General features: G+C 68.8%; 11 protein-coding genes. 5 read left to right on the top strand and 6 right to left on the bottom strand.

What is annotated here, in order from left to right; translation table 11 throughout:
* The first annotated feature begins 203 nt into the window (after nucleotides 1-203).
* The 5 genes from ACTJI2_RS05190 to ACTJI2_RS05170 all read left to right on the top strand — a co-directional run bounded on the left by ACTJI2_RS05190 (nucleotide 204) and on the right by ACTJI2_RS05170 (nucleotide 20,723).
* Entirely contained in the window at nucleotides 204-9,728 is a 9,525-nt protein-coding gene (locus ACTJI2_RS05190; RefSeq protein WP_440841344.1) for an SdrD B-like domain-containing protein, read from the top strand.
* On the top strand, nucleotides 9,725-13,135 hold the full coding sequence (locus ACTJI2_RS05185; protein ID WP_440841343.1) for a hypothetical protein: 3,411 nt from the start codon (nucleotides 9,725-9,727) through the stop codon (nucleotides 13,133-13,135). The genes ACTJI2_RS05190 and ACTJI2_RS05185 overlap by 4 nt, the downstream gene beginning before the upstream one ends.
* 10 nt (nucleotides 13,136-13,145) lie before the next feature.
* On the top strand, nucleotides 13,146-14,165 hold the full coding sequence (locus ACTJI2_RS05180) for an OmpA family protein (RefSeq protein WP_318289137.1): 1,020 nt from the start codon (nucleotides 13,146-13,148) through the stop codon (nucleotides 14,163-14,165).
* An 88-nt stretch (nucleotides 14,166-14,253) separates the two neighbouring features.
* The gene (locus ACTJI2_RS05175) at nucleotides 14,254-15,642 is read left to right on the top strand and encodes a sensor histidine kinase (RefSeq protein ID WP_440841341.1); all 1,389 of its coding nucleotides are present in this window, start codon (nucleotides 14,254-14,256) and stop codon (nucleotides 15,640-15,642) included.
* A 734-nt stretch (nucleotides 15,643-16,376) separates the two neighbouring features.
* On the top strand, nucleotides 16,377-20,723 hold the full coding sequence (locus ACTJI2_RS05170) for a DEAD/DEAH box helicase (RefSeq protein ID WP_440841340.1): 4,347 nt from the start codon (nucleotides 16,377-16,379) through the stop codon (nucleotides 20,721-20,723).
* Nucleotides 20,724-20,819: 96 nt separating this feature from the next.
* Here ACTJI2_RS05170 and ACTJI2_RS05165 read toward each other — a convergent pair whose 3' ends face one another.
* The 6 genes from ACTJI2_RS05165 to nirK all read right to left on the bottom strand — a co-directional run bounded on the left by ACTJI2_RS05165 (nucleotide 20,820) and on the right by nirK (nucleotide 24,593).
* Nucleotides 20,820-21,251, bottom strand: coding sequence for a group III truncated hemoglobin (locus ACTJI2_RS05165; RefSeq protein ID WP_440841339.1), 432 nt, complete (start codon nucleotides 21,249-21,251; stop codon nucleotides 20,820-20,822).
* A 92-nt stretch (nucleotides 21,252-21,343) separates the two neighbouring features.
* Nucleotides 21,344-21,583 (bottom strand): hypothetical protein, encoded by a 240-nt coding sequence (locus ACTJI2_RS05160; RefSeq protein WP_192198641.1) that lies wholly within the window; start codon nucleotides 21,581-21,583, stop codon nucleotides 21,344-21,346.
* Nucleotides 21,584-21,674: 91 nt separating this feature from the next.
* A complete protein-coding gene (gene azu, locus ACTJI2_RS05155; protein ID WP_141452761.1) occupies nucleotides 21,675-22,133 on the bottom strand; it encodes an azurin in 459 nt (152 codons plus the stop codon).
* A gap of 27 nt (nucleotides 22,134-22,160) precedes the next feature.
* Complete coding sequence (locus tag ACTJI2_RS05150) at nucleotides 22,161-22,751, bottom strand: SCO family protein (protein WP_440841338.1); 591 nt, start codon at nucleotides 22,749-22,751, stop codon at nucleotides 22,161-22,163.
* Entirely contained in the window at nucleotides 22,748-23,509 is a 762-nt protein-coding gene (locus ACTJI2_RS05145) for a formylglycine-generating enzyme family protein (RefSeq protein ID WP_440841337.1), read from the bottom strand. The genes ACTJI2_RS05150 and ACTJI2_RS05145 overlap by 4 nt, the downstream gene beginning before the upstream one ends.
* A gap of 25 nt (nucleotides 23,510-23,534) precedes the next feature.
* Nucleotides 23,535-24,593 (bottom strand): copper-containing nitrite reductase, encoded by a 1,059-nt coding sequence (nirK, locus tag ACTJI2_RS05140; protein ID WP_235997000.1) that lies wholly within the window; start codon nucleotides 24,591-24,593, stop codon nucleotides 23,535-23,537.
* Between the last annotated feature and the right edge of the window lie 119 nt (nucleotides 24,594-24,712).

Raw genomic sequence — 24,712 nt, 5'->3', positions numbered from 1 at the left:
GCCGCGTCGTTTCCGGCGCGAGAGCAACCGTCTTTCGGGAAGTCCGGTTCCATCGCGGCGACTGCCGCCAGGACCGTCCTTCGCGCCGACGGCTACCAGGACCGCCCGCAAGGCGGTGTACGGAACAGGGGAAAACTGTGGTCCTCCAAGTCGTTGCGGCGCCTGGCGCCGAATGCGCGCGCGCGCCTGTCTCTGGTCATGACGTGGACGAGGCCACCGCCATTCCGCGTGGCGAACCGCGAAGCGGGCAATGGCTTCGCAGGGCCGCGCTGCTGCTGACCACGCTGCTGCCGCCGACGCTGGCGAGCGCGGCCGATCTGCAGATCAGCGGCCTGACCGACACCGGCTACGATCCGAGCCCGGTCGGCGCACCGGTCGTGTACCACGTCGTAGTCGAGAACGGCGATGTCGATACGGTCGACGACGCGGTTGTCCTGTTCGATCTGCCGGCGGGGGCCGCTGCGGGCACGTTGCCGACCTTCTGCAGCAACCTGGGCGGTTCCCCGGTCCGGATCCGCTGCGCGTTGCCGCAATCGCTGTCGGCGGGTCAGCCCGCCGCAAGCTTCGACATCCAGATGCTCACCACCGGCATGGCGCCGGGATCGGTGTTCATCCATGGCGCCGTCGGACGCGCCAGCGCCACCGAGCCCGGCGCGGGCGAACCCCTGGCGAGCCTGCCGACGAGCCACGGTTTCTTCACCGCTGACGGCGAGCCAAGCAACAACCTGCTCAGCCAGCAGACCACGCTGGATCAGTCGGGCGATCTGCGGCTGGAAAAAACCGCCTCGTCGGCCTCGGTGATCGGCGGCGACGAGGTGACCTACACGCTGACCGTCACCAATGACGGTCCGGGCGCGTCGTCGGGTTTCAACGTGCGGGACACGCTGCCGGCGGGCGTCAGCCTGGTCCCCGGCAGCTTCAGCGGCCCGGCCTGGAGTTTCAATCCGGGCACGATGACCGCGACCCACGCCGGCACCTTGGCGGCGGGCGCCAGCAGCGCCTTCTCGTTCCGCGCGAAGGTGAACGTCGGTGGCGGCAACATCATCAATTCCGCCGTGGTCAACGCCGGTTCGATGCCGGATCCGAATCTGGCCAACAATACCGACGATGTCACCACCGTGGTCACGCCCGGTGCGGACATGGCGATCAGCAAGAGCGCCAATCCGGCGCCGGCCATTTCCGGCGATCCGATCACCTTCACGGTCAATGTCAGCAACCTGGGTCCCAGCGCGGCCACCAATCCGAGCTGGACGGACGTGCTGCCCGCCGGCTTCACCATCACCGGCGGCAACCAGCCGGCGGGTTGGACCTGTTCGACGACGGCCGGGAACACCACCCGCGGATGCAGCTACGCCGGTGACCTGGCGCCGGGCGCGTCCACCAGCTTCACCATCACCGCGATGGTGCCTTCCAACGGCGCCAACAGCAGTGGCGATGTGACCAACACCGCGACGGTGACGTCGCAGACCCCGGATCCGGTATCCGTCAACAACAGCGGCAGCGTCCAGTTCAGCGTGATGCCGAATGGCGCGGACCTGGGGCTGGCCAAGCGCAAGACGCCGGCACTGGTCGCGATCTGGCCGGGCACCGGCCCCGACGCCGACAGCCTGATGACCTCCACCATCAACGTGCACAACTACGGGCCGCGCGCGGCGACCGGCAACGTGCAGGTCGTGGATCGGCTGGCGGCGGGCGAGGAGTACATCAGTGGCGGCAATGCCGGCGAATGGAGCTGCTCGGTGGCACCGGCCGCCTGGAACGCGGGCGGTCCGGCGCAGGTCGTCACCTGCGATCTGGATCCTTCGCGCTATGACCTGGCGCGCGATGCCGACACGCCGGCGCTGCGGATCGTCACCCGCGCCCGGACCCCGGATCTGGCGCTGACCAACAATGCCTGCACCGGCGGTTCCGGCGGTTCGCTGGAGCCGAGCACCGGCAGCATCAACGAGGATCGCAATACCACCAACGATTGCGCCGGTGACGGCACCCGCACCACCAACGATCGTGTCGATCTGCAAATCGAGAAGTGGACACGCGCCAACGACGGCGGCGCCGACAACGTCATCCCGCTGGGCACCAACACCTACAGCTACACGCTGCGGGTGACCAACCTCGCCATCACCGACGCGGTGCCGGCCAGCGGCATCGTCGTCAACGACACCATTCCGGGTTTCGTGAACGGCAATACCGCCGGGGTTGACCGCACCAACGTAACCGTGGCCGGGCCGGCGGGCTGGAACTGCGTCGTCGATGGGCCTTCGGTGATCTGCCGCTCGGACACGACCGCACTGGCGGTGGGTGCTTCGGCCGACATCACCATCACGGTGGGCTTCCCGTTCTTCGACAGCATCGGCCAGAGCCCGGGCAACTGCGGCGTGGGCGCGCCGGCCAGCGGCGCGTTCTGCAACACCGCCGGCGTGGCCGTGGATCCGGATGTCACCAGTTCCGTGGGTGAAATCAACGGCGCCAACAACCAGGCCAGCGATTGGGTGCGGGTCGAGCGCCGCGCCAACGTGACCACCACCGCCAAGGACATCACCACGGGCAACGTGGGCCGCGTCGGCGTGGTCAGCAACTATGTGATGAGCTACTACAACGAGGGACCGTCGACCGTCCCCGGCGTGGTCTTCCGCGATGTCTTCACCCTGCCGGCCAACGACACGGGCTTCGTGCTGGTGTCGGCCACCCGTACCCCCGGCAACGTGGCGTGCACGCACAGCGCGGCCGGCGGCACCACCGCCACGGCGACCGCCGGCGGCATGTCCTATGCCAACCCGACCGGCTCGCCGTCGCAGGTGGTCGTCACCTGTCCGGCGGTCAACCTGACGTTCCGGCAGACCGAGAGCCTGCGCGTGCAGATCCGGCCGAACGTCAACAGCAACAACAATCCGGCCGGTCGCGAATTCACCAACGTCGCCAGCTTCGACATCACCGGCGGCGCCAGCGGCAGCGACGCCAATGGTCCGTTCGACTACAACACCAACACCAGCGCCGCCGACGATCAGAAGGACGCCTCGCTGACCTTCGAGCAAGGCGCGGCGGATCTGGTCGTCAACAAGGACGATCTGGGCTTCACCGGCGGCGTGGATCCGCTGGGCTACGACGCGGTCAACACCGCGGCCAACCTCATCACCTACCGCATCACCGTGCTCAACCGCGGCCCGTCGGTGGCCACCAGTGTGCGGATCACCGATACGTTCCGCGCGCCGAACGGGCGCCAGGTCGAATTCGTCGGCATCGCGCCCGGAACCGGCGGCGCCCCCACGGGCGGCTTCAGCACGGCCGGATGCACCGTCAACAGTGCCAATCCGTTCACCGGCGCGGGCACCACGCCCGCCGATCCCGGGCTGAACATCGAGTGCGACGTGCCCGGCGCCGGGTTCAGCGGCAGCAACGTGCTGGGCACGCTGGGCGTCAATGCGACCAGCTATGTATACGTCCAGTACCGCTACCTGACCGCGCCCGGCGGCAGCGGCGACACCGTGCGCAACCAGGTCCAGGCGACCCTGGCCGAGACCGATACCAACCCGACGAACAACGCGGCCGACGAACCGACCACGATTCGCGCGCGCGCCGATGTACGCGTCGCCAAGCACGTGTTCACCGACGCCCCCGATCTGGATCCGGATGTCGCCCTGCCGGCGGCCCCGGCGACGACGGTGGCGCTGCGCCAGCCGTTCTACTGGGTACTGGAGGGCGCCAACGACGGCCCCGGCGCCAGCCTGTCGCGCGATCGCAGCGGCACCAGCCCGCAGAGCGGCACCGGCACGGTCATCACCGACACCCTGCCGAACGGGCTGGAGATCACCGGTCCGGTCCAGTGGCAGAAGAAAGGTCCATCGCCGGGCGGCGATGAGCAGCCCAACGGGACCGGCGCGTGCACGGCCGCCGGGCTGGCACTGACCTGCAACCTGGGCGACGTGACCGTCACCGGCAAGGTGCGCGTGATCATCCCGGTGCGCTGGACCTCGTATCCCGGTGCGGCGGCACAGGTCAACACCACCCGCATCGCCACCGAGCAGGTGGATCCGAATCCGGGCAACAACATCGACGACGAGGACATCCTGGTCACGCGTTCGTCGCTGGCAGGCGTGGTGTTCCAGGATCGGGATCGCGCCGGCGCCAACGGCGGCACCCATCAGGGCGTTGCCGGTGAACCCGGCATCGGCGGCGTCAGCATCCGCCTGACCGGTACCGACGCCTACGGAAACGCGGTCAATCTCACCACCACCACCGCCGCCGATGGCAGCTACAGCTTTGGCGATCTGTCGCCCGCGGGCGCGGGTGGCTACACGCTGACCCAGACGCAGCCGGCCGGCTTCGTCGATGGACCGGTCGCCCCGCCGACCAGTGGTGGTGCCGAACCGTCGCTGGGCGGCGCCTACGCCACCGGTTCGCCCGACACCGTGTTCACCGGCATCGCGGTCGGCGCCAGCCAGGCGGGCGTGCGCTACAACTTCCCGGAAGTCCGGCTGCCCTCGCTGTCCGGCTTCGTCTACGTGGACGGCAACTACAACAACACCCGCAACGGCGGCGACGGCGCGATCGCCGGCGCCACGGTGGAACTGCTGAATGCGGCGACCGGCGCGGTGATCGGCACCACCACGACCGATGGCACCGGCGCCTACAGCTTCACCGGACTCGATCCGCTGATCACCTACACCCTGCGCGAGGCGCTGCCGGCGGGCAACTACCGCAACCGGCCCGGCGCGGTGAATCCCGGCCAGATCGGTGGCGCGGCCTGCACGACCGGTTGTACGGCGGCCACCGGCGTGGCCGGTGATGCGGCGACCACCGACCGGATCAGCGACATCGATCTGGGCGCCGGACTGGATGGTGTGCAGTTCAACTTCGGCGAGGATGCGATCTCGGCGATCTCCGGCAACGTGTACCTGGATCGCAACCGCAACGGCGATTTCGACGCCGGCGACGCGGGCACGGTCAACTCCCGCCCCAACGGCGGCCTGCAGGACGTCACCGTCACGCTCACCGGTGCGGGCGCGGACGGGGTGTTCGGCAATGGCGACGATCCCGCGCCGGTCATCCTGCAGACCGATGCCAATGGCGCGTACCAGTTCACCGACCTGGTGGTTGGCCAGAGCTATCGCGTCAGCGAAACCCAGCCGGATGGCTACGGCGAAGGCAGCGAGCATCCGAGCAATGTCATCGAGATCAACAATCTGACCATCGCCGGTTCGGCCGGCAACGATTTCGGCGAAGTGCTGGGATCGCTGGCGGGCAGCGTGTTCGAGGACTTCTCGGCCACCGCCGGCAACAACAACAACGGCGCTTTCGACAGCGGCGAAAATCCGATCGGCAATGTCACGCTGACCCTGACCGGCACCGACGTGCTGGGGCAGCCGGTGAACATGACCGTGCAGACTGACGGCAGCGGAGCCTACCGCTTCGCCGACCTGCTGCCGCCGCAGGCGGGCACCAGCTATACGCTCACCGAAACGCAGCCGGCCGGTTACCTGGATGGCCGGCATACGCCGGGCAACGCGACGACCCCGGGCAATGCGAACACCGCCAACGTGATCGACGGCATCGCGCTGTCCGCCGGGCAGGACGCCACCGGCTACCTGTTCGGCGAACTGGCCAACGCCATCATCAGCGGCACGGTGTACCTGGACCGCAACGACGATGGTGACAACAATGGCGGCGACGCCGGCATTCCCGGCGTCACCGTGGTGATCCAGGGCGCCGGTCCGGACGGCCAGTTCGGCACGGCGGACGATCCGGCGCCGGTCACCCTGACCACCGATGCCAACGGCGACTACAGCTACGGTGGCGCGGTTGCCGGCCAGAACTATCTCATCAGCGAAACCCAGCCGACCGGCCTGGCCGAAGGGCAGGAAAACGGCCTCAACCAGATCCCGGTGACCAACCTGCCGGTGGCCGGTTCGCGCGGCAACGACTTCGGCGAACTGGCCGGCGCGCTGTCCGGCAGCGTGTGGCTGGACGCCAACAACAACGGCGTGCGTGAGCCGGGCGAGAACGGCATCGGCGGCGTGCGGGTGAGCCTGCCCGCGGGCACGCGCGACGCGCTCGGCAATCCGGTGGCCGAGGCGGTCACCGATGCCAACGGCGACTACCGCTTCGGCGACCTGCCGGCCGGCACCTACACCGTGACCGAACAGGCCGCGCAGCCGGTGGTGGGCGGGGCGACGACGATCAACGGCACCACGGTGGCCGGCAATATCGGCGGCACGCCCGCGGGCACCGCCACGCCGATCGCGACCGTGCCCAGCGCCATCGCCGGCATCGCGCTGGGTGCGGGCGAGTCCTCCGTGCGCAACGACTTCGGCGAAACCCTGGGCGTGTCGGTCTCCGGCCGGGTGTTCTTCGACGCCAACAACGACGGCGCGCAGGCCGGCGCCAGCGAGACCGGCATCGAGAGCGTGACCATTCGCCTTACCGGCACCGACGACAGCGGCGCGGCGGTGGATCTGACCACGACCACGGACGCCAACGGCGATTTCCGTTTCGAGGGCCTGCGTCCGGGTACCTACACCGTGACCGAACCGCAGCAGCCCACCGGCACCAGCAACGGCCAGACCCTGGCCGGTACCGTCGGCGGCACGCCGTCCGGCACCGCCACGCCGATCACCACCGTACCGAGTGCGATCAGCGCGATTGACCTGACCACGCCGGGCGCCGCTTCGGAGAACAACCTGTTCGGCGAGATTCCGCTCAACAGCGCAATCAGCGGCCGCGTCTGGCGCGATCTGGACAACGATGGCGTCATCGATCCGTCGGAGCAGGGCATCGGTTCGGTGGTCGTGCGCCTGACCGGTACCGATCTGGCCGGCAACACCATCACCCGCGAAGTCACCACCCAGCCGGACGGCGGCTACGCATTCACCGAGCTGCCGCCGGGCACCTACACGGTCACCGAACCCGAGCAGCCGGCCGGTACGCTCAACGGCATCACCGTGCCCGGCACCGGCGGTGGCACCGCCACCGCGCCGACCACCGCGCCGTCGGTGATCGAGGGCATCACGCTGGGCGTGGGCGAGGAAGCGGCCAACAACAACTTTGGCGAGGTTCCCGCCGGCACCATCTCGGGCCGGGTCTACAACGACGGCAACAACAACGGCGTCATCGACACGGGCGAGGGCGGCTTCCCGAACGTGCAGGTCGTGCTGACCGGCACCAACGATCTCGGCGAAACGGTCAACGTCACCGTCACCACCGACAGCGATGGCCGGTACCGCTTCGAGAACCTGCGTCCGGGCACCTACACGGTGACCGAGCCGACCCAGCCCGCCGAGACGCTCAATGGCATCACCACGCCGGGCACCATCGATGGCACTCCGACCGGCACCGCCACGCCGGTGACGACCACGCCGTCGGCGATCAGCGGCATCGTGCTGCCGCCGGGCGGACAGTCGATCGACAACAACTTCGGCGAGGTCGGCGATTCGCCCGACCTGGTGGTCAGCAAGACCGCCACGCCAGCGACCTTCACCGTCAACAACGTGGGCACCTACACCATCCGCGTGCGCAACATCGGCCAGCAGGCGAGCGCGGGCGAATACGTGGTGGAGGATCGCCTGCCTGCCGGCCTGACCCTGGACGCCACGCCGGCCGGGTCCGGCTGGAGCTGCACCGGCGCGATCGGCGACAACCGCTTCCGCTGCGCCAGCAGCACGGTCATCGCCGCCGGCGCCACCGCGACCGACACCATCGTGGCGCGCGTGCGTGTCGCGGCGACCGCCGCTGCGGCATCGCCGGCGAACAACGCGGTACTGGTCGAGGGCGGCGGCGAGAACGAGTTCCGCACGCCAACGCAGGAAGAACGCGCCAACTTCGAGGGCAACGTCGACGACCTGCCGGTATGCGACCCGGCGATCACCCAGAACGCCTGCCACCTGCCCACGCCGGTGCAACTGGCCGCGTCGGTCTCCGGCACGGTGTGGTTCGACCAGGGCAGCGACTTCGGCCTGATCGATGGCGGCGATCGCCGCCTGGGTGGCTGGACCGTGGAAGTCGTGGACGCCAATGGACAGGTGGTGGGTACGGCCACCACCGGCGTCGACGGTTCCTACTCGATCGCCGACCAGATTCCCGGCGTGCCGCTGGACATCCGCTTCCGCGACCCCGCCACCGGCGTGGTGTGGGGTTGGCCGGTCAGCGGCGAAACCGCTGGCGGTTCGCCCGCGCCGTGCGACGCCACCGGCGCGATCGGCGGTGGGACCGCCAGTTCCTGCCCGAGCAGCACCGACGGCGTCACCCGCCTGTCGGTGGTGCTTGCCCCGGGTGCGAACCTGCCGCAGCAGAGCCTGCCGCTGAATCCGGGCGGCGTGATCTACGACGCGGTGACGCGCAGCCCGGTCCCGGGCTCGCGGGTGACCCTGACGCCGATCGGCAGCTGCCCGGCCTATGCGCCGGAACAGCACGTGCTCAACGCGGCCATGGGCGGCTACACCGTGCAGGGCAACGCGATCTCGATGACGGTCGGCGCCGACGGTTTCTACCAGTTCCTGATGGCGCCGGGCGCGCCGGCGTCGTGCCGGTTCCAGATCGCGGTGACTCCGCCGGCCGGCTATACCTTCGAGTCCGGCATGATTCCGGCGGAAAACTCGCCGCTGACGCCGCCGTCCACGCCGGGCCTGGGTTATCCGGTGCAGACGAACGCGACCGCGCCGACCGGCCCGGCCGGCACCGCGACCACCTACTACCTGGAGGTCAATCTGGGTTCGGGCGTGGCCGCGCCGGTGCACAACCACATCCCGCTGGATCCGCAGGTGGCGCCCGGCCTGGTCATCACCAAGACCGGCGACCGCAAGACCGTGGAAGTGGGCGACAGCCTGGTCTACACGATCACCATCCGCCAGACCGCGGGCGCCGCGCTGGGCACGGTGAACGTCATCGACCGCCTGCCGCATGGCTTCACCTTCATCGCCGGTACCGCGCGGGTGGACGGCAGCGGCATCGCCGACCCGATCGGCAAGCCCGGACCGACCCTGGTGTTCGACGTCGGTTCGCTGGCGGTCGGCGCGCAGAAGGTGCTGAGCTACCGCGTCCGCGTGGGCGTGGGCAGCCAGCAGGGCGATGGCATCAACCGCGCGCGCGCCTGGGGCTGTTCGATCACCGGCGGCTGCGTGGATCCGAACACGCTGGCGCCGTATCCGAACGGCGGCACCGTGCCGTCCAATCCGGCCGAGTACCGCGTGATCGTCAGCGGCGGCGTGTTCGCCGACGAGGGTTGCGTGCTGGGCAAGGTGTTCGTTGACTGCAACGTCAACCACGTGCAGGACAAGGAAGAACTGGGCATCCCCGGCGTACGCATGTACTTCGAGGACGGCACCTGGCTGATCAGCGATTCGGAAGGCAAGTACAGCTACTGCGGCCTGCCGCCGAAGAGCCACACCCTGAAGGTGGACGCGTCCACGCTGCCGGTCGGCTCGCGCCTGACCACCAGCAGCAACCGCAACCTGGGCGACGCCGACAGCCTGTTCATCGACCTCAAGAACGGCGAGCTGCATCGCGCCGACTTCATCGAGGGAAGTTGCTCCAACCCGGTGATCGAACAGGTCAAGGCACGCCGCACCCAGGGCGAGATCCGCGCGCCGGAAACCGAACCGGGCCAATCGCCGCTGCGTTTCGAGAGCAAGCCGTTGCGCAGCCCGCAGCAGGGCACCGACTCGGCGAACCAGCGCCCGATCGTGGATCCGAGGGCGACCGCCCCGAGTCCCGCCGCCGGCACGGAGGTGCAGCCATGAGCCGCACCCCGCGACCCGCCCGCGTCCGCCAGGCCAGGAAGACCATGCGTCCCCAACCTTTCTCCCGCAAACCGCTGAGCCTGGCGATGTCGCTGGTGCTGATGCCGGCCATGGCGATGGCCCAGAATGTCTCCGGCGACCAGCGCTTCACCCCGGTGCTGGGACAGGCGACGCCGCTGTTCCCGCAATCGCCGCAAAGCCAGCAGGCCACCTCTCAACCGTTGTATGCGCAACCGGGCAATGTCGACTACCGCGCCAACGCCGGCGTGCAGCGGGTGGTGGTGGAGGTGGATCGCGACGGCGTTCCGGCCGACGGCCAGTCGCCGGTGCACGTGGTGATCCAGTTGTTCGGCGCCGATGGCAAGCCGCTGGCCGGCGAAGCCTTCGCGACCGTCGAGAACTCCGGCGGCCGCATCAAGTTGCCCGATGGCCGTACCGACGAACTCGGCCCCGGCCACCTGGACGCCGACAAGGTCACGCCCGGCGTGCAGGTGCCGGTGCGCGACGGCCGCGCCGAGTTCGACCTGCTGGCGCCGCACGACCCGCAGGACGTGCTGCTGCGGGTGACCTCCGGCGGCGAGACCGCCGAGGGCGTGGTCGGCTTCGTGCCGGAAATGCGCGAGATGATCGCGACCGGCCTCATCGAGGGCGTGATCAACTTCCGCCGCAAGGGCGACAACCTGATCGACGGCAGCACCCGCGGTGATGGTTTCGAGCGGGAAATCCGCCGCTGGGAAAAGCAGTTCAACAACGGCAAGGCCAATGGCGCGGCGCGCGCGGCGTTCTTCGTCAAGGGCAGGATCAAGGGCGAGTACCTGCTGACCGCCGCCTACGACTCGGACAAGGAAGTGCGGGCCCGCCTGCTGCGCGACATCCAGCCGGAGGAGTTCTATCCGGTGTATGGCGACGCGTCGCTGCGCGGTTTCGACGCGCGCTCGGCCGAGCGCCTGTACGTGCGCGTGGACAATGGCCGCAACTATCTGTTGTACGGTGATTTCCAGACCGGCGACAGCATCGCCACCCAGACCGGCGTCGGCTTCGGCGAGCGTGCGCCGCAGCGCGTGCTGGGCACCTACAACCGCACCGCGACCGGACTGGGCTGGCACTTCGAAAACGCGCGCGTGCGCGGCAACGTGTTCGCCATCGAGGACTCGCTGCGCCAGGTCATCGAGGAACTGCCCAGCCAGGGCAGCGGCCCCTACGGCCTGCGCAACAACGCGGTGCTGGAAGGCAGCGAGCGGGTCGAGGTCGTGGTGCGCGATCGCAACCAGCCTTCGCGCATCGTCTCGGTGCGTCCGCTGGCCCGGCTGGTGGACTACAGCTTCGAGCCGTTCTCCGGCCGCATCCTGCTCAACAGCTTCCTGCCCTCGTTCGATGGCGATCTGAATCCGGTATCGCTGCGCATCACCTACGAACTGGATCAGGGCACCGAAAAGTTCTGGGTGGTCGGTGGCGACGCGCAACTGCGGGTCGGCCAGAACGGCGAGATCGGCGGATCCTACGTGGACGACCGCAATCCGTTCGCCAGCTTCGAGATGGGCAGCGCCAACGTCGGCTACCGCCTGGGTGAAAACACCTGGCTGGTGGCCGAGGCGGCGCGCACGCGCAGCGAGGTCAACACCAACTCCATCAACCAATACGGCACGCCCGCGTTGCAGGGGCTGAGCGGGTTGGTGGAAGGCAACGCCTGGCGCGTGGAGCTGGGGCATGCCGGCAAGAAGACGGATCTGAAACTGTTCGCCGGACAATCGGATCCGGAGTTCAACAACCAGGCCTCGCCGTTGTACGGCGGGCGGGGCGAGTACAGCCTGACCACGCGTTACCGCTTGAACGAGCGCTTCGAGCTGTACGCGGAGGGATTGCGCAGCGAAGACCGCAATCCCGACGGCGGCGAGCGCAATGCCGGCAGCGTCGGCACGCGCGTCAAGGTGACCGACAAGCTGACCCTGGATTTCGGCTACCGCGCCATCCGCGAAACCGTCGGCGCCTATTACACCTGGGCGACCAACAGTGGATACGGCAACCTGGGCGGCCTTTCCGGCGGCTACGCCACCGGCGCCGGCGGCGGTGCGCTCGGTTACGGCCAGCAGCCGCTGGACCCGTTGACCGGCCTGCCGATCATCAGCAACGGCAACCCCAACGATGTCGCCAGCGGCCTGCCGGTCGGCACCGAGCTGTCCTCGGACATGCTGCGCTTCGGCGTCGGCTACCGCGCCAGCGATCGCCTGAACCTGGGCGGCGAGGTGGAGCAGGACATCCATGGCGAGGATCGCAACCGCATCGCCCTCGGCGTGGACTTCCAGTTGCGGGAGCGCAGCCGCCTGTATGGCCGCTACGAGAAACAGACCGGCATCAGCGGTGTCAACGGCCTGACCCAGGACGGTCGCGAGGCCGATACGGTGGCGCTGGGCGTGGATACCAGCTTCCTGCGCGATACCCAGCTGTTCTCGGAATATCGGCTGCGCGACGCCATCGCCGGCCGCGACATCCAGGCGGCCTCGGGCATGCGCAACCGCTGGGACCTGCGCGAGGGACTGCGCCTGGACACCTCGCTGGAGCATACCAACGTGATCTCCGGCAACGTCGGCGATTCGACCGGGATAGGCATCGCCCTGGACTACAGCGCCAATCCGCTGTGGCGCGGCAACATCCGGCTGGAACACCGGATTTCCGACGACGTCGCCGAAACCCCGACGGACGAGGCCTACAACACCACCCTGTTGCAGTTCCTCGCGGCGCGCAAGCTCAACCGCGACTGGACCGTGCTGGCGCGCAACTACCTGCTGCGCACGGTCTACGCGGCGCGCGGCGACGTGCTGCAGGATCGCTTCCAGGTCGGCGTGGCCTACCGCGATACCGACACCAACCGCATCAACGCGCTGGCGCGCTACGAGTACAAGCTGGAGAAGGACGAGAGCGGCATGGACGGTTCCGGTTTCGGTTCCGATACCGGCCAGGACATCCGTACCAGCGCGCACATCGTGTCCGCGCACGCCGACTGGCATCCATCGCGGCCGTGGTGGCTGACCGGGCGGGTGGCGGCGAAGTGGCAGCAGGACAGCTTCTTCTATGCCGACACCGGCCGGGTCAATGACGACTTCCGCGCGGTGCTGCTGTCGGGCCGCGTGGTCTACGACATCACCGAGAACTGGGACATCGGCGTGCTGGCCTCGACCTTCCGTGGCCAGTACGGCGCCAACCAGTACGCGTTCGGCGTGGAAGTCGGGCGCCTGCTGCGGCAGAACCTGTGGCTTTCGGTCGGCTACAACGCCACCGGTTTCCGCGGCGACGAGGACCTGACCGGCTACGAGTACACCCAGCAGGGCGCCTTCATCCGCCTGCGCTTCAAGTTCGACGAAGACCTCTTCCGCAGGGAAGACGCCCGCTACCGCGATCCGGTGCGCTGAGGAACCCCATATGACCATCACCAAGTCCACGCTCATCACCGCCGCCGTCCTGGCCGCCCTGGCCGGCACGGCCGCCGCGCAGCAGACCCAACTGGTTCCGCCGCGCGATCGCATCACCGACGAGGCCATCCATGCCGATCTGTCCGGCTACGAGGCCACCCAGGGGCGTATCCAGGCGCTCAACGACGGCGGCCGCCCGGTGCGCGACTACCACCTGTCCAAGGCCCAGTGCTGGCTGGACGTGTCCTTCCACGAATACACCCGCAACGATCGCAGCGCGTTCCCGCAGGAAGCGCTGACCGAATCGGAGAAGCTGATCGTGGGGATGGAGCAGGGCGTCTCGCCGCTGCCCACCGACACCCCGCTGGTCAACGGCGCGGCCCGCGTGCGCGAGGACCTGTGGAAGCGCCTGGGCGCGATCCACGGCACTCCGGGTTTCGTCTGCGCGCAGCAGGCGGTGGCCTGCGGCGAAGTGGAACTGGTGCATGCCGGCAACGAGTTCAACCAGCAGCAGTGGCGCCATTCCAAGCCCTATATCCAGATCGCCGAGGACATGGTGAGCGACGCCGAGGCGCTGGCGCGCCAGTGCGGTGTGCCGGGCGTGGTGCCGGCGGCGGAAACGGTGCTCACCGCCAACGTGCTGTTCGAATTCGATCGCGATGGTCGCCGCGATATCCGCGCCTACTCGCTGCAGAACCTGGAGCGGGAACTGGCGCGCCTGCGCGAGGAGGGCAGGCCGCTGCGCGCGGTGGAACTGGTGGGCCACGCCGATCGCCTGCAGGGTCGGGGCTACGACTACAACCAGGGCCTGTCCGAGCGCCGCGCGCGCACGGTGCGGGAATGGCTGATCGAGCGAGGGGTGCCCGCCGACGCCATCCGCTACACCTTCCGCGGCGATACCGAACAGGTGCAGGCCTGCGACGGGGTGAAGCCGCGCGAGGCGCTGCGCGAATGCCTGATCCCGAACCGTCGGGTCGAAGTCAGGCTGCAAGCGGGCGCAACCGGGGAAAAGCCCGCGCCGGGCCTATAATCCGCCGGTCCGGGGATGTTCGGACGGCGCCGGGGAGGGCGGCCGTCCCAGTCGCCCGGTCGGCGGCTAGGCATCCCTGAGGACCCCCATGATCGAACCCTCTCCATCGGTCGTTTCCACGCGCGGCGCGCGCATTCCGCTGATCGGGCCGCTCCTGCGCGGCGTGCTGGACTGGTTCCGCGACGTGCCGATTGCCGATCCGGTGGATCGCCGCAACGCGCCGATGATCCAGGTGATCTCGCTGCTGCTGGCGATGTTGCCGCCGCTGGCCTGGATCTACCGCGCCTCGGTGGACATTCCCTGGCGGCCGGGCGAGATCGCCAGCATGGTGTTCAGCCTTGCGGTGAGCGCCGCGGCCGGCGCCAGCTTCTGGCTGATCCGACGCGGCAGGTTCGCTGCGGCGTCCTACCTGCTGCTGGCCGTGTTCGCGGTCACCGTGGTGCCCAGCTATCTGTCCACCGGATTCGACGCACAGGTCTACGAACAGCCGATCCTGGTGATCTGGATGGCGATCGCCGGTCTGGTGGTCGGCCGGCGCGCCTTGTGGGTGATGTTCGCCTGCATCGCCGTGGCGTTCTGCGGCGGCATGTGGCTGGAGATCGCGCGCGATGGCGAGGTCTACAACCGGCTGGTCGATCTGGCCGCGCGCTTCGCGATGTTCCTGATGATCGCGGTGGTGCTGGATCGCAGTTCCGTGGCGCTGCGCGAAAGCCTGCGCGAGGCCAACCAGCGTGGCAATGCACTGGCCGAGAGCAACCGCCTGCTGGAGCAGGAGGCGCGCGAACGCGAACGCGCGCAGGAACAGCTTATCCACGCGCAGAAGGTCGAGGCGGTGGGCCGGCTGGCCAGCGGCGTCGCCCACGACTTCGGCAACCTGCTGTCGCTGATTCTCGGCTACGCCGGTCGCGGCAAGCGGCAGGACGATCCGGCCGCGCTCAAGGAAGCCCTGGCCGGCGTGGAATCGGCCGCGCGCCGCGCGACCCTGGTGACCCACAAGCTGCTGGCGTTCGCCCGACAGGACGAGACCCATCTGCAGACGTTCGATGCGGGCGAAAGCCTGCGCGAGTTGCGGCCGATGCTGCGCCAGTTGTTCGACCCGACGGTCGATGTCCGCCTGGACGTGGCGGAGGGATTGCAACCGATCCGCTTTGATCGCACCCAGTTCGAACTGATGGTGCTGAACATCGCCGCCAACGCCAACCACGCGATGCCCGGCGGCGGCGTGTTCGAGGTCACCGCCGACACCGGCGCGAGCGGTGTCGCCATCGGTTTCCGCGACACCGGCACCGGCATGACGCCGGAGGTACAGGCGCGCGCGTTCGACCCGTTTTTCACCACCAAGCCCGCCGGCGAGGGCACCGGCCTGGGCCTGTCGGTGGCGCGCGACCTGATCCAGCGCGCCGGTGGTCGCATCGGTGTGGACAGCACCGTCGGCGCGGGCACCGTGATCCGGATTGAGTTGCCGGCGGCGGGCTAGGAATCAGGCGCAGCTCGCAGTTTCCAAATCGGATGGTCCCTTCCCCCGCAACGCGGGGGAAGGTGGCGCGCCCGCGCCGGATGGGGGTGCTCTTCGCATGGACCCTTGCCCCCATCCGCCTTCGGCCCCTTCCCCCGCGTTGCGGGGGAAGGGGACAGGGGAAAGGGAACGGTGAACTGAGCGTTTTCCAAGCGAAAAGAACGAAACCCACGCTCGGCATCCGTTCATCCCACACGCTTGAATAGTTCCCTTCCCCCGCCTGCGGGGGAAGATGGCGCGCCCCACGCCGGATGGGGGCGCTCTTCGCACGGATCCTTGCCCCCATCCGCCTTCGGCACCTTCCCCCGCGTTGCAGGGGAAGGGACGGGAGAAAGGGAAGGCGAACTGGGCGTTCTCCTTCAAGCGGAAGGAGGAAAAGCACGGATGGCATCGGTTCCCCCACGCGCCTGGACATGTTCCCTTCCCCCGCCTGCGGGGGAAGGTGGCGCGCCCGCGCCGGATGGGGGCGCTCTTCGCACGGATCCTTGCCCCCATCCGCCTTCGGCACCTTCCCCCGCGTTGCGGGGGAAGGGACGGGAGAAAGGGAACGGCGAACTGGGCGTTTTCCAAGCAGAAGAACAGAACCCACGGACGGCATCCGTTCACCCCACGCGCTTGGATCCGCCATCAAACAGCACCATCTCGGCTCCAGGTTTTCACCGTTTTCCGGGAGGTTTCCCGGTATCGTCGCCGCCATGCCGCTGGACTCGTTCCATCCCGCCGTTGCCCGCTGGTTCGGGCGCACGTTTCCCGGGCCCACGCCGGCCCAGCGCGCCGCGTGGCCGGCGATCCGCGCGGGCCGCGATACGCTGGTGGCGGCCCCGACTGGTTCGGGCAAGACCCTGACGGCCTTCCTCGCCGCGCTCGACGACCTGGTCCGGCGCGGGTTGGACGAGGGCGGGTTGCCGGACGAGACCGCCGTGGTCTACGTCTCGCCGCTGAAGGCCCTGTCCAACGACATCCACCTCAACCTCGACGCGCCGCTGGCCGGCATCCGCGCCGAACTCGCGGACATGGGCCTGCCCGACATCGAGATCCGCACCGCGGTGCGCACCGGCGACACGCCGGCCGGCGAGCGCCAGAAAGTGTTCCGCAAGCCGCCGCACGTGCTGGTGACCACGCCCGAATCGCTGTACGTGCTGCTGGGCTCGGCTTCCGGCCGCAGCATGCTGTCCAGCGTGCGCACGGTGATCGTCGACGAAATCCATGCGGTTGCCGCCAGCAAGCGCGGCAGCCACCTGGCGCTGTCGCTGGAACGCCTGCAGGCGCTGTGCGCGCAGCCCCCGGTGCGGGTCGGCCTGTCGGCGACCCAGAAACCCATCGACGCGGTGGCGCGCTTCCTGGTGGGCGCGGGCGAAGGGCCGGAACCGCCGCATTGTGAAATCGTCGACATCGGCTACCGCAAGCAGCGCGACCTGGCGTTGGAGCTGCCGCCGACGCCGCTGGGCGCGGTGATGTCCAACGACCAGTGGGAGCAGGTCTACGACCGGGTCGCGGCGCTGGTGCGCGAACACCGCACCACGCTGGTGTTCGTCAATACCCGGCGCATGGCCGAACGCGCCGCCCGCCACCTCGGCGAGCGGCTGGGCAAGGAGGGCGTGGCGGCGCACCACGGCAGCCTGGCCAGGGAAGCGCGGCTGGATGCCGAACAGCGGCTCAAGCGTGGCGATCTGAAGGTGCTGGTGGCGACCGCGTCGCTGGAACTGGGCCTGGACATCGGTGACGTGGATCTGGTGTGCCAGTTGGGCTCGCCACGCTCCATCGCCACGTTCCTGCAACGCGCGGGCCGTTCCGGCCATGCGGTGGGCGGGGTGCCGAAGGCGCGCCTGTTCCCGCAGTCGCGCGACGAGCTGATCGAATGCGCGGCGCTGCTGGATTGCGTCCGGCGTGGTGAACTCGATGCCTTGCGCATCCCGGTCGCGCCGCTGGACGTGCTCGCCCAGCAACTGGTGGCCGAGACCGCCAGCCGTGAATGGGACGAGGACGCGCTGTATGCGCTGGTCCGGCGGGCGACGCCATATGCCATGCTGGCGCGCGAGGATTACGCGACGGTGGTGCGGATGCTGGCCGAGGGCTTCAGCACCCGGCGCGGCCCACGCGCGGGTTATCTGCACCGCGATGCCGTGCATCGCCGGTTGCGTGAGCGCAAGGGGGCGCGGATGACCGCGCTGATGTCTGGCGGCACCATTCCCGACACCGGCGACTACGCGGTGATCCTGGAACCGGAAGCGCACACCATCGGCACCGTCAACGAGGACTTCGCGGTCGAAAGCCTGTCCGGCGACGTGTTCCAACTGGGCAACGCCAGCTATCGCATCCTGCGGGTGGAACCGGGCCGGGTGCGGGTGGAGGATGCGCGCGGCGCACCGCCCAACATCCCGTTCTGGCTGGGTGAGGCACCCGGACGCAGCGATGAACTGTCGTTCGGCGTGTCGCGCCTGCGCGAAGCCGTGGCCGCCGAGATCATCGCGGACGGCGTGGACGCCGGCATGCGCTGGCTGATGCAGGAGGTGGCGCTGGACGAGGAAGCCGCGCGCCAGATCGCCGACTACCTGGACAAGACCCTGGCCGCGCTGGGCCAGGTGCCCAGCCAGTCGCGGATCGTGCTGGAGCGTTTCTTCGACGAATCCGGCGGCACCCAGCTGATCCTGCATTCGCCGTTCGGCAGCCGGCTCAACCGCGCCTGGGGCCTGGCCCTGCGCAAGCGCTTCTGCCGCCAGTTCAATTTCGAACTGCAGGCCGCCGCGACCGAGGACGCGATCATCCTGTCGCTGTCGACCAGCCACAGCTTCCCGCTGATCGAGGTCTCGCGCTACCTGCATTCGTCCTCGGCGCTGGACGTACTGGTGCAGGCGCTGCTGGATGCGCCGCTATTCGGTGTGCGCTGGCGCTGGAACGCCACCACCGCGCTGGCTTTGCCGCGTTTCTTGGGCGGCCGCAAGGTGCCGCCGCAGTTGCAGCGGATGAAGTCGGAAGATTTGCTGGCGACGGTGTTCCCGGATCAGGTCGCCTGCCTGGAGAACATCGTCGGCGAACGCGAGATTCCGGATCACCCGCTGGTCGCGCAGACCCTGGACGACTGCCTGCACGAGGCGATGGATGCCGATGGCTGGCTGCAACTGCTGCGCCGGCTGGAAGCGGGGGAGATCGAAGTGGTCGCGCGGGATCTGCCGCTGCCGTCGCCGCTGGCGGCCGAAGTGATCAACGCGCGTCCCTATGCCTTCCTCGACGATGCGCCGCTGGAGGAACGCCGCACCCAGGCGGTGCAGAGCCGGCTCTATCGCGAGGCGGAGTCGGCCGACGAACTCGGCAAGCTGGATATCGGCGCGATCCAGGCGGTGCGCGAGGAAGCCTGGCCGCAGCCGCGCAATCCCGACGAGATGCACGAGGCGCTGACTGGCGTGGGCGCCATCACTGTCGCTGAAGCCGCCGACAACACCGGTTGGCCGGAATGGCTGCGGGCACTGGCGGCGGACGGACGCGCCACCCGCATGCAGGTGGGCGACGACGGCGCGCGGGCGCTGTGGCTGGCGACTGAGCACTTGCCGATGCTGCGCGCCTTGTTCCCCGCCGCGCCGATCGAGCCGGTGGTCGATGCGCCCGACGAATACGCGCAGGCCGACTGGCCGCGCGAGACCGCGTTGCGCGAACTGCTGCGCGCGCGCCTGACCGCGCTGGGGCCGGTGCCCGCCACCGCGCTCGCGCATTCGCTGGCATTGCCGGTGAACGAGGTGGATCTGGCATTGCTTGCGCTGCAAAGCGAAGGCTATGTGATGCAGGGTCATTTCACCCCCGGCGCGCGCGAGGAGGAGTGGTGCGAGCGTCACCTGCTGGCGCGCATCCATCGCTACACGCTCAAGCAACTGCGGCGCGAAATCGAACCGGTCGAACCGCGCGATTTTCAGCGTTTCCTGTTCGACTGGCAGCACCTCAGCGAGGCGGAGCGGGTCAGTGGACCGGAAGCGCTGGCCGGCGTGCTGGGGCAACTGGAAGGATTCGAGGCGCCCGCCGCCAGTTGGGAAGCGGACCTGCTGCCGGCGCGCGTGCGTGGTTACGCGATCCATTGGCTGGACGATCTGTGCACCGCGGGGCGCACGCTGTGGACGCGGCTGCGGCCGCCCGCAAGCGAGGGTGGCGGGCGCGGCAATGTCTCGTTGCGCGGCACGCCGATCCTGCTGTTGCCGCGTCGCCAGGCGCCGCTGTGGACGCGCCTGGCCCCCGCGCCGGTGGACGATGACGACCTGGGTTCGCGCGCGCGCCGCGTGGTGGACTATCTCGGCGCGCACGGCGCCTCGTTCTTCGATGAAATCGGCGACGGCGCGCATCTGCTGCGCACCGAACTGGAAGACGCGCTGGCCGAACTGGTGGTGCGGGGCCGGGTCCATTGCGACAGTTTCGGCGGCCTGCGGGCGTTGCTGGTCCCCGCGTCCAAGCGCGATGGCGGATCCCGCCATCGCCGCCGCAAGCCGATGTTCGGCATCCAGGACGCCGGCCGCTGGGCGCTGATTCGCGCCGGTGCGCCATCGGGCAGTGGCGAGGCAAGGGCCGAGGCAGTCGAACACGTCGCGCGCATGCTGCTGCGGCGCTACGGTGTGGTCTGCTGGCGGCTGCTCGAACGCGAGGCCGCATGGCTGCCGCCCTGGCGCGAGCTGGTACGGATCTACCAGCGCCTGGAAGCACGCGGTGAGATCCGCGGGGGCCGCTTCATCACCGGCATCCCGGGCGAACAGTTCGCCTTGCCGGAAGCCGTCGCCGCGTTGCGCCAGGTGCGCCGCAGGCCCGCCGATGGCAAGTGGCTGGCGATCGCCGCCACCGATCCGGCCAACCTGCTGGGCACACTGCTGCCGGGCGAGAAGATCGCGCGCGTGCCCGGCGCGCGCGTGCTCTATCGCGATGGCCTGGCGGTCGCGGTGCTGGTCGCCGGCGAGACGCGTTTCCTGGAACTGCTGTCCCTGCCCGAGCAGCAGGAGGCCAGCCGTGTCCTGCTGCGGGCGGTGCCCACCGAGATGGAATCGCCACCGGTACCGGCGCGCGCAGGATAGGCCCGTCCTCCACTCCGGCGGGGCGTGTCGGCCCGCGATGGGTCGGCTTCCCGGCCACGTCGTCCGGGATTGGGTTTCGCCGGAAGTGCCGGCGTTTCAGTCCACCGGAAGCGGCGTGGGCGCACAGGCCGGCATCTGTCTGGCCTGATAGCGTTGCCAGAAATGGTTGGCCATGCGCAGGGCGGCGGCGTCGGCTTCGCGGCGCATCGCCTCGTTGTCGCAGTCGGCGGTGGTCTGGCGGAACAGTATCAGCCAGCGCAGGAACATGGCTTCGGTCAGCCCCGCCATGCCCAGATGGCAGCTCACCGGTGCGCCATGGAAGCGGCGCGTGCCGCGCAGCAACGACGACCAGAATGCGACCAGAAGCGAATGATGCGCGGCCCAGTCCCGCACGCGCGCTTCGAAGAAGGGACCCAGCAGGTCATCCCGACGCACGCGCAGGTAGAAGGTCTCGACCAGCCTGACGACATCGGCCTCGCTGCACAGCCCGAGTCCCGGGCCGCCGTCTTCGGAAGGATGGATGCGCATGGCGGCTTACCGGAACTTCGACCCGGGCACCGTATCGCATCGCGAACCGGTTCAAATTGATCGCGATCAAGCCGCGTGCACCGTACCGCGGATCAGCCGCTGCAGCCCCCGCAGCACACCGAGGCAATGCGTTCGATCTGGGTCAGGCGCACCGGATGTCCGGCCTGTTCCATGATGAACACCAGTTCGATGTCCATCACCACGGTGGAGATGCGCAGCTTGCCCGCCTTGGCGTCAAGGTCGACCAGGCCGGCGGGATCGAATTCCTGCAACACCCGTTCGATGGTGATTGGATCCACGGACGGGCCGGGGAGGGGGATGTGGTATTCCATGGCGGTACCGACGGTCAGTGTGGGAAAGGAAATGCGACGGTGAAAGCAGGAGCGCCGGCAAACCGGCCCCGGCGCTCCTGTCCCCGGCGAGTTACTTCGTCACTACCAACTTGCCCTTCATCAAGGTGGAGTGGCCGGGGAAGCTGCAGAAGAAGTTGTAGTCGCCGCCGGCGGTCAGCTTCTTGCCGGGGAGCGTGATCTTGGTCTTCTGGCCGCCGCCAATCAGGGTGGTGGCGGCGAGCACGCGGGCGTCACCCTTGGGCACGTAGTGGTTGCCCACGCCGGCCTTGATGGCGTCGCGGGCGATGCCGTCCATGTCCTTGGCGGCGGAGATGACCACGTTGTGGCCCATCGCGGCGGCCGGCATCTTGCCGGTGTGGGTCAGCTCGATGGTGATCGTCGGGCAACTGGCCGAAACGGTGGCCGTCTTCAGATCGAACTTCATCGCATCGTCGCCCTTCAGGCTGACGGTGCAGTTGTTGGCGGCCTGGGCCATGCCGGCGGCGGCCATCAGGCCCAGGGCGAGCAGGGAAGCGGAAACGACTTTCATCGGAAACTCCTTGGTGTGGTTGCGGGGTTAGTGGACAGGGGAAGCGGAGGAGGACAGGGCGGTGCGGACGGCGGCGACGAAGGCCGGATCCGGTATCGCGCTGGCCACCTCGGAGCGGGCGAGGACGCGGCCATCGGCATCCACCAGCACCAGCACGCTGGTGTGGTTGATGCTGCCGTCCTCGCGCGGGCGGTAGCGCACGTCGAGCACGCTGGCGATCGCGCGGGCATCGTTGGCGCCGGGTTGCAGGAACCGCCATTGCGCGGGCACGCGGTGCCGTTGCGCGGTCTCGCGCAGGGCCTGCGGGGTGTCGCGGGCGGGATCCAGGCTGATCATCACCAGCTCCACGCGCGCGCGTTCGACGGGCGTCAGCTGTTTCTGCACCGCCTTGCCGTTCTCGATGATGAGCGGGCACATGAGGTGGCAGTTCGTGTAGAACATCGACACGATGCGTGGCTTGCCGCGCAGATCCCGCCATTGGCCGGTGTTGCCGTCCTGGTCGGTGACCTTCGCGTCCAGTTGGTAGAGGGAATCGCCCGGCAGCGTCTGCGCGGCGGCCGGGAGGCCGGGCTGCAAGAGCGCCAGCCCGAGCAGGAGGAAAGAAAGGGGCATCTTCATGGCTGGCTCCTTGCGCAGCGGAATCCGAGGTTGCCGAGGGTGTTGACCGGTTGCAGTGCGGACAGCAGGGCGAAGCGTTTCATCACCCCGTAGTGCTGGCGGTCGTTGAAGGCCAGCGAGGTGGCGCCGCAGTACTTGAGCTTGTCGCCGTCGTCGGCGCCGCGCTTGTCGCTGTCGCCCATCAGGATGGCGAAGTCGTCCACCCATTCCCAGGCCACGCCATGCAGGCCGTGGATGCCGTAGGCGTTGGGCGGCGCGTCGCCGGCATCGAGGGCGCGGGCGGTGGCGTCGTTGAGCAGGAGGGCCTGCCAGCCGGGGTCGGCGCGGGCGTCGCGCCGGTCGACATCGGCGGCGGCGACGTATTCCCATTCCAGGAAGGTCGGCAGGCGCGCGTCCTGCGCGCGGCAGTAGGCATCGGCGGCGTACCAGCTGACCTGCACCACCGGCGCGTCCGCGTCGACCGCCGCGCCCGGCACGGTGGCGCTTTCCCAGTGCCCGAGGTAACCGGGACCGGCGAACAGCGCCGGCACCCGATCCCGTCGCCATTGCGGCTGCCGTTCGACGAAGCGGGCGAAGTCGGCGTTGCTGACCGCGCGTTCCATCAGGGCGAAGGCCGGGACGGAACGCGCGTCGCTGCTTTCCTCGTAGCGGATGGCCGAGCGGAAGCTTCCGCCCGGCACGTCCACGTAGCCGGGACTGCCCGCCATCGCCGGCGCGACGAGGCTTGCAAGCAACAGGGTGGGCAGTCTCCGGTACATGGGCATCCTCACGGGGTTTCTTCGCTTACTTGCCGGCAGGTTCGCCCTGCGGGTACTCCTTGCTGGACTGCTGGCCGGTGTAGATGTCGTGCTTGGCTTCACCGTCGACCTTCAGGATGCCCAGCGAGCCCTTGTGGAAGGTGCGGAAGATGCTGTGGTCGACCAGCACGAAGTTGCCCGGCACGTCGGCCTTGAACTCGACGATGGTCGCGCCACCGGCAGGCACCAGCGTGGTCTGCACGTTTTCCTGGTACTTGCTGCCGCCTTCCATGTAGACCTTGTCGAAGATCTCGCCGATGACGTGGAAGCTGGACACCAGGTTGGGGCCGCCGTTGCCGACGAACATGCGGATGCTCTCGCCGGCCTTCGCCTGCAGCGCGTTGTCACCCGTCAGCGATCCTTCCGCGCCGTTGAACACCACGTAGGTCGGATGCTCGTCGATGGCCTTTTCCAGGCTGAAGGGCTGCAGGCCGGGTTCGCCGTACTTGCCCTCGGTGTAGAAGTCGCCCTGCATCACGTAGAACTCCTTGTCCACCTTCGGCAGGCCTTCCGGCGGCTCGACCAGGATCAGGCCGTACATGCCGTTGGCGATGTGCATGCCGACCGGCGGCATCGCGCAGTGGTAGACGTACAGGCCGGGATTCAGCGCCTTGAAGGTGAACTGCGTTTCGTGGCCGGGCAGGGTGAACGTCGCCTCGGCGCCGCCGCCCGTGCCGGTGACGGCATGCAGGTCGATGTTGTGCGGCATGTGCGAGCTGTGGTGGTTCTTCAGGTGGAACTCCACCGTGTCGCCCTGGCGCACGCGGATGAAACTGCCCGGCACCGAACCACCGAAGGTCCAGAAGTTGTAGGTCACGCCATCGGAGATCTTCATCTCCTTTTCGACCACTTCCAGGTCGACGATGACCTTGGCCGGCGTGCTGCGCGTGATCGGCGGCGGCACCATCGGCGGGGCGGTCAGGACCGCCTTGATCGGTTCGCCCAGTGGGGCGGAGGCATCGCCGGCAAGGGCGTTGCCGGCCAGCGTGGCGCCCATCGCGCAGGCGAGGGCGTAATAAAGCAGGGAGTTGCTCTTGCGCTTCATGGCGCGTTCCTTGTCATGGCCTTGGGCCGATGGGGGAACGTTAGTTGTCCGACCTTCGTGGTCGCCTTGATTTGCATCAATCGCCGCCCCCGATTCGGCGAAAAAAGCCGGCAAGTGCG

Origin of the sequence: Pseudoxanthomonas sp. 22568 (assembly GCF_052044485.1) — a bacterium.
In the GTDB taxonomy this organism is placed as follows: domain Bacteria; phylum Pseudomonadota; class Gammaproteobacteria; order Xanthomonadales; family Xanthomonadaceae; genus Pseudoxanthomonas_A; species Pseudoxanthomonas_A beigongshangi.
This window is presented reverse-complemented; position numbering and strand designations above follow the sequence as displayed.